Source organism: Thalassovita litoralis (assembly GCF_900182725.1).
Classification (GTDB): domain Bacteria; phylum Pseudomonadota; class Alphaproteobacteria; order Rhodobacterales; family Rhodobacteraceae; genus Thalassobius; species Thalassobius litoralis.
Map to the genome: position 1 here is coordinate 1 of NZ_FXTO01000071.1, position 2,359 is coordinate 2,359.

At 56.4% G+C, this 2,359-nt stretch carries 3 protein-coding genes; all 3 read right to left on the bottom strand.

The genetic code is table 11. The features are described 5' to 3' along the window. Nucleotides 1–420 precede the first annotated feature (420 nt). The gene (locus tag FN828_RS20315) at nucleotides 421–1,104 is read right to left on the bottom strand and encodes a UPF0149 family protein (protein ID WP_142495122.1); all 684 of its coding nucleotides are present in this window, start codon (nucleotides 1,102–1,104) and stop codon (nucleotides 421–423) included. 238 nt (nucleotides 1,105–1,342) lie between these two features. Next, on the bottom strand, nucleotides 1,343–1,594 hold the full coding sequence (locus FN828_RS20320; protein ID WP_185959112.1) for a hypothetical protein: 252 nt from the start codon (nucleotides 1,592–1,594) through the stop codon (nucleotides 1,343–1,345). Nucleotides 1,595–1,606: 12 nt separating this feature from the next. Further along, the coding region (locus tag FN828_RS20325; RefSeq protein WP_142495124.1) for a lysozyme at nucleotides 1,607–2,359 on the bottom strand (753 nt) is incomplete at its 5' end.

The following is a 2,359-nucleotide window of genomic DNA, read 5'->3' on the forward strand; positions in this document are numbered from 1 at the left end:
CTTCAATGCGGGGGGTGTCTTCGTGTGCGTCCATAAGGACACTCGTTAAACCCTCGCGAAATCAGCCCGCCAGACGGCCCTCGGCGTAAGCTTACCATGTAACGCACAACCTGCATTCAACAAGTGACCGGCAGCGCACTTTCGCGCTGCCTTTTTCTAGGCTTTGGGGGTACATGAGGGCTAATTCGGCGTATACTCATACGTTTATGTCACAGGCAAAAGCGACAATTATTAAGACTGTCTAATCTACAAAGCCGAAATAGGCGCAGCCGCCGCGAAAATGCGCTTCGTCCGCTCTGCCAACCTTCGTCCTCTATAAATGCTGCACGCTGGACGAATGTCTGATCTGGTGACGCTGGCCCGCAGTGGTCTACCATCTCACGAGTGTCCGGTCAGGGTCGGACATTCGTGAGACAGAGATCAGTTCAGACCACAACATTGCTTGTATTTTCGGCCCGACCCACAGAAACAGGGATCGTTGCGTCCGGGCCGGAGATCGGCCTTGAACGGTACCCCTGAATGGTTGGCGGGCTCCGAACGGAACAATTCGGGGCGGGACTGATAGAGTATTGTTGCAACGCAGTTCGGGATCAGATCAGGGGCTTCAAGGTCGATTTCGTCGATCTCCTCCTGCGTGAACTTGCTGTGTCCCGTGTATATATCCTGAAGCGCCATGATGAAGATCATAGTCGTTCGCGTTTCTTCGTCGGCTTGATTGAGCAGTTGCTCCCAGGCCGCAGATCTTAGCCCCATGGCGCGAGTGAAGCCATCAATCCAAGGCTCCCACATTACCTCATCACTGTTTGGATCAATCTCGTAGATGGGTTCGAGCCAAAGCGAGCGCGTCATGGCCTCTGCAACCGAATTGTAGTGCCCCATGACCGCGCTGATCGTGGCTTCTGCGGTTTTCTGATCCGGAAAGTTTGGCTCACCTGTTTCACCCCAGACATGGGGAATCCATTCAGAGGGCGGAATGATATCAGGGCAGGCAAGAACACCGACCAGATAGCCATCAAGCTCGCTAAGCGTCATTGGCATGTTCTCGACGGGCAGCCCATGCAGCAGTGCGCTGAGACGCTCGAGTTCCTGATCGGACGGGTCCATAAATAACTCCCGGAGAAAACGGCATTGCTCTGGGCTTTACTATACGCAAAGCCAACCCGCAATCCACGCGAATGCCCAGATAGCGGGTCACTTTGAATTCTACCCTTCACACTCCCGCTCCCAAGTCAGATTGGTTCGGTAGTCCCGCGCGAGGTTCCATGGCGCATTTTGCCTGCGCCAATCAATCTCTGCCTGACTGAAGCGCCGGGGTTCCTCGACATCGCAGAAGAACGCGGCCTCAATCGCGGGCGGCACCGGTTTCAGGCAGGAGCCAGCGGTCAGGCACATCGTAATTGCCGGGATCAGTAACAGTCGCATCGCTCTTCCTATCCTCGATAATATTGCCGGTTCGTGCATCGCAAAGCGCGATTCGTCCTTTGAGCGCAGCCACGTCCATGGCCAACGCACTGTTTTCGATCTGAAGGAGGATAACCCATCCTAAAGCAGCAGAAAGACCGCAGAATGCAGCCACAAGAAGATAGCCACGCATCATTTTCTTCCCCTACGTAAACTTTGGCTGGTTTTTGATTTCGATATCGAGATATACCAGCCTTCCCGATGGACAGGCCTCCCCGGCCTTCCAATGCTGAGAGGCAGAACAGGAGGACCATATGCGTGAAGTGGTAGACCAGTTCTGGTGTCTGGGAGAGAGCGGTCGGAAGTATGAAGTGCTGATCGTCTTGGATACCGCAACGACAATGACGGCAGCAGGTGGGCGGCTGAACACGGGCTGGGGCATGACAGCCCAGCTTTCAGACAATCGCCAGCTCGAATGGGTCAAAGATAAAGATGGCACCTTCATCATCCCGGAAACCGGCGAGATAATCCGGCGGGTTTCTGACGGATAGGATAAAGCCAGCAACCCCACGCTCTGCAAACCGGCTTCACATTCGGCCCGTTCCGCCGCCCGGCGATTGACCAGTCCGCGCACAACGCGCCCCCCGGCCCGGGTCCAGCGCGACAGCTCAGGACAAACAGCCCCCCACTCCGCCGCATTCAGCCTGCGCACCAGGGTGGAGCGACACGCCGCCCCCACCCCGACATTATAGGTCCAGGACAGCAACGCTGCCGCCGTCTGAGTTGGAATACGGCGCTCTATGTCGTCATTCACACAGCCCGCCAACCCTTCCGCATGTTTGCGCAGTTCCTGCATCAGAAGTGTATCGCACTCGGCGGGCGTGGCCTTATCCCCCGGCCTCACACCGGCGGTCACACCATCGCAGATCGTCCAGACGCCCACGATATCCTGATAGGC

Coding starts and splice junctions, on each gene's coding strand:
- FN828_RS20320 (WP_185959112.1), bottom strand. CDS start 1,594: ATGCGTGGCTATCTTCTTGTGGCTGCATTCTGCGGTCTTTCTGCTGCT.
- FN828_RS20315 (WP_142495122.1), bottom strand. CDS start 1,104: ATGGACCCGTCCGATCAGGAACTCGAGCGTCTCAGCGCACTGCTGCAT.